The sequence below is a fragment of the Paenibacillus sp. E194 genome (assembly GCF_000935845.1).
Taxonomy (GTDB): domain Bacteria; phylum Bacillota; class Bacilli; order Paenibacillales; family Paenibacillaceae; genus Paenibacillus_B; species Paenibacillus_B alvei_B.
Genome location: NZ_JMDX01000345.1, coordinates 1 through 4871 on the forward strand (window position 1 = coordinate 1; position 4871 = coordinate 4871).

3 protein-coding genes are annotated in these 4871 nt (G+C 50.7%); all 3 read left to right on the plus strand.

The annotated features are described in order from the left end of the window. Positions 1–446 (plus strand): oxidoreductase (locus AZ66_RS26995; protein WP_044357707.1); only part of this gene is annotated, 446 nt, incomplete at its 5' end. A gap of 365 nt (positions 447–811) precedes the next feature. After that, a complete protein-coding gene (locus tag AZ66_RS27005) occupies positions 812–1837 on the plus strand; it encodes a carbohydrate-binding family 9-like protein (protein ID WP_044357709.1) in 1026 nt (341 codons plus the stop codon). A gap of 269 nt (positions 1838–2106) precedes the next feature. Further along, on the plus strand, positions 2107–4686 hold the full coding sequence (locus AZ66_RS27010) for a transglutaminase-like domain-containing protein (RefSeq protein ID WP_044357711.1): 2580 nt from the start codon (positions 2107–2109) through the stop codon (positions 4684–4686). The last annotated feature ends 185 nt before the right edge of the window (positions 4687–4871 follow it).

Here is a 4871-nt window from a genome sequence, read left to right on the forward strand (position 1 = left end):
AAGGAAGATACCGCTTCTTAAGCGATGTAATCGATGCAGTGCGCCTCAATTGGGAAGGCCCCGTGTTCGTGCGTATTTCGGCCAATGAGTATGCGGATGGAGGTAACTCTCTGGAAGCTTATATCGACTATGCACGCCGTATGAAGGATCAAGGCGTCAACCTCGTTGATTGCAGTTCCGGCGCGGTTGTACCGCATCCAATCGATGTATTCCCTGGTTACCAAGTGCCTTATGCGCATGCCATACGTCAGTCAGCTGGCATAGCTACGGGAGCAGTCGGCCTTATTACCGAGCCAGCTCTAGCAGAAGAGATCGTCCGTAATGACCGTGCGGATCTCGTCCTTCTCGGACGCGAACTGCTGCGCGATCCATACTGGCCGCTGCGGGCCGCACGAGCACTTCGTGCTGAACTGCCTAAGCCGAAGTCCTACGAACGCGCTTGGTAAGCCGTAAGATAACATAGATAGTGCCCCCGATATATAAGAGGCGGCATTTTCTAACTCAGGCTGCTGCCTTCTTCATGAAGCAAGCATAAGCAATCGTTGGTACTATGGATAGAAAATATACTCAGTTACGAAGAGGGTATTCTTAATGGATGCTCTCTTTTTTATCTTCAGATACAACAGCGAAACCGACATGTTCGACATTTTGTGATACCGATAACTTTTTTTCGCCGAAAATCGCGTTTCCCTATTGAATATCCGATTATATCCATCTAGTATAAGGATAAGTTTTATCTGCATTGCCATATTTACGTATTTGTGTGTTCTCCAACACCTACCACATACATTCATCTAGAGGAGGATGGAAGATGGACAGAAGTGTCGTTCCTGAACCGAATATCGTGTTCGAGCCAAAGCATTACATTTGCCACCGTGCAGCGGAACCGTTACAGCTTGATGGACTATTGGACAAGCCTTTTTGGGCGGATGCCCCGTGGACAGACGACTTTTTCGATATTGAGGGAGATTTGAAGCCACGGCCGTTCAAGCGCACACGGGTCAAAATGTTATGGGATGACGAGTATTTATACTTCGGTGCCGAAATGGAAGAAGATCAAATATGGGCAACATTGACGGAGCGAGATTCCGTCATTTTCTATGATAATGATTTCGAGATTTTCATCGATCCCGACGGCGACACGCATAACTACTATGAGTTCGAAATGAACGCCTTCAACACGATATGGGACTTGCTGCTGCCGAAGCCATACCGTGATGGCGGTCCGCCTATTAATTCCTGGGATATTCGTGGCATTCGCACTGCCGTTCATATTGATGGTGAAGTGAACAATCCGAATGCAGACAACAAAGGTTGGAGCATTGAAGTGGCCATGCCTTGGAGCGTGCTGAAGGAATGTGCGCCAGAGGGACGCTTGCCGCGTCATGAAGATTATTGGCGCATTAACTTCTCCCGTGTCGAGTGGCGTGCTGAAGTGCAGAACGGAAAGTACGTGAAGACAATCAATCCGGATACGAACGCCCCTTATCCAGAGTATAACTGGGTATGGAGCCCGCATGGCATTATTAATATGCATTATCCAGAGCTGTGGGGCTTCGTCGTCTTCGCCGAGGCGAATCAGCCAGAACCCATCTTCCAACTTACGCAAGATGAGCTGATCAAGTGGGAACTGCGTAAGCTCTATTACCGCCAGCGTCAGCATTATGCAGCGCATGGACATTATGCATCCACCTTGTCAGCGTTAACGAACGAAGAGGTGTGCAGCATTGAACCTGTCATTGAGACAACAAGCGGAACCTTCCTCATGTCTGCCAAGTCACAGGACGGACTGCAGTGGATTCGCATTCAGGAGGATGGGAAGGTGTGGCGCGAATAGGTATGCTGCTGTAGCATGCATGCTCCAAGCCTTCAACACATCCGTTCTCTGCATTTCTTTTGGTTACCGATAACATAACCAGTAACCAGTAACCAGTAACCAGTAACCAGTAACCAGTAACCAGTAACCAGTAACCAGTAACCAGTAACCAGTAACCAGTAACCAGTAACGGTAACCGATGTTCCAATGACCAAGTTCGACCGGACTAACAATCATACATGAACCATCACTGCATCACAGAAATTCCATACACGGAGCTGATGAACAAGATGACGAGTACAACTGGTAATGCAGATAGCACATTCCTTCAACAGATCGAAGATAAGTTTCATTATAAACAAGAATTAGCCAAGCATCGTTCAAAAGAGCTATTCGGTGTATTCAATCAAGAACTGACCGGAGAAGAACGCTTACTCTTGAAATACTTGTACGCCTACATGCCAATTCACGACTTGGCTGACTATAACGGGGATTTCTTCTTGGCTCATGTGCGCCGCACTCTAGCAACACGTCAGGCGCTTCCTTGGGGAAAAGACATTCCAGATTACATCTTCATGAATTTCGTTCTCCCCTATCGGGTCAACAATGAGAATATCGACGACAACCGCGAAGTGATTTATCACGAGCTCGTTGATCGCGTGAAGGATAAATCCATGGTTGATGCGATTTTGGAAACGAACTATTGGTGTCATGAGAAAGCAACCTATGTCGGCACGAATCAGCGTACCGTATCTCCACTGACCCTGATGCGCACGGCTCTAGGCCGCTGCGGGGAGCAATCGACACTAGCCGTCGCCGCACTGCGCAGTGTCGGCATTCCGGCGCGCCAATGCTACACGCCGCGCTGGGCGCATTGCGATTCGAATCACGCATGGGTGGAAGCTTGGGCTGATGGCACATGGTACTTCCTCGGTGCATGCGAGCCGGAAGGACGCCTGAACGAAGGCTGGTTCAAGGCTCCTTCACGCCGCGCCATGCTTGTGCATACGCGCGTTCCTGCTGATTATAACGGACCCGAAGAAACGTGTTCCAGTCACCCTTGGTATACCGAGATCAACCTGCTCGGCAATTATGCGCCGCGCAAGACCATTACAATACAAGTCGTTAATGAGCAAGGAGAAGCAACACCGGCCGAAGTGCATTTCCAAATGTACAATTTCGCTGAATTCTACTCTGTTACGACATTGCCAACCGACGCGGACGGACAAGTAGCATTCACAACGGGATATGGCGACTTGCTCATCCACGTACGCAACGAGCAAGGCTACGGCTTCCGCCATATTTCGGTCGGAGATGCGGATACATTCACCGTAACGCTCCAATCTGAGCCATCGGAGCACGAAGTATTAGAGTTCAATATGGTGCCGCCGCCAGAGATTCCAGACAAGAGTGAAGATCGGATGACAGACGAGGAACGTCAAGCGAACGACAGCCGCGTCCAGCATGGTACAGCAACACGTGCCGCATACGAGGCTACATTTATGAATGAAAAACAGGCCGGGGAATTGGCGTGCAAGCTCTCCCTGCCTGCAGATCGTGTATGGACGGTACTTCGTCATGCACGTGGGAACAGTCTTGAAATAGCGTCTTTCCTCGAATCCTGCACACCGGAGCATGGCGAATGGCCGCTGCGACTGCTCGAATCGCTGCACGAGAAGGATACACAAGACACGATGAGCAATACACTACGCGATCATTTGGAGGGTGCTCTTCCCTATCTGCAGCAGGTGAAGGATGAGGAACTATTCGCGACCTATGTGCTCTGTCCGCGTGCCTATTATGAAATGATCAAACCTTATCGCGCATTCTTCCAAGCCAATCTAACGGCTGAGGAGAAGGCGGCCTATGCAGCCTATCCGCAGCAGCTGGCTGACCGCTTGGCCAATGACATAACACTTGAAGGCCGGATCGATCGCTACAATGGCATGATTACGCCAGTCGGCGCATTCCAATTGAAGCTGGCTGACCGCGTAAGCCGGGATGTATGCTTCGTGGCGATCGCTCGCAGCATCGGAATCCCAGCGCGACTTGAGCCGCTGAATACACGTCCGCAATTCTGGATGGATGGCGCGTGGCAAGATGCCCTGTTCCATCAGGATGCCGTCGAGACGCCTGTGGAAGCTGCCGCTACTGGTTCCGTCGTATTTACACGAGGGGAAGGAGATCAAGAAGCTGCCTATTACTTGAATTTCACCATTTCTCGATTCGAGAAGGGTAGTTACCGTACCTTGACCTTCCCATATGGGGAAAAAGATATGTACGACAAGCCTTACGAGGTGCTGGGCGGCGACTATCGAATGACAACGGGAACTCGCCTTAGTGACGGAACGGTGCTAGTTCGCCAAACCTTCTTCTCGGTGCAAGACGGGACAACAACATCGGTGCCTATCGTGTTCCGTAAGGAAGAGATTCATGTTCCGGTCCTCGGTACAGTGACGGCCGATCAGTGGGAACTCATGACCGCGAAGGCGGATCTCAATATTCCCGAGCAAGGAATCGTCCTTGCATGGCTCGATCCAGAACGGGAGCCGTCCAAGCACCTCGCGCGAGAATTGCGCGAGCTCAAGGCAGAGCTCGATCAATGGGGAGGCCGGATTGCGCTTATGGTAGAAACTCAGCGCAATCGCGGCGAATTCAAGCTGGAGGGCATGCCGGAGCATACAACATACAGCGTGGATGAAGATGGAGGGGCTCTGCAAGCTCTGCTTCCTTCCTTGCCGGAATGGAACGGGCAAGAATACCCGCTCGTTGTTGTCATGGATCATCAGCACCGCATCCGTTACCAGCTCCAAGGCTACAAGCTTGGCACGGGATCGGATATCGTGAAGACCGTAAACAATATGCAGTAACGGTGCCGGGTTAGACGAAGTGAAGGGAGGGGCTATCGCATACATGATTAACTAGCGTTAGCTCTGCTACTTTGATAGCCTCCCCTTGTGGAAATCGTAGATGGAATGGTGTCAGATCGAGATCGAGTTCTAGCATTACAAGCTGCCGAACTCGATCTCGATCTGACACCATTCCATCTACGATT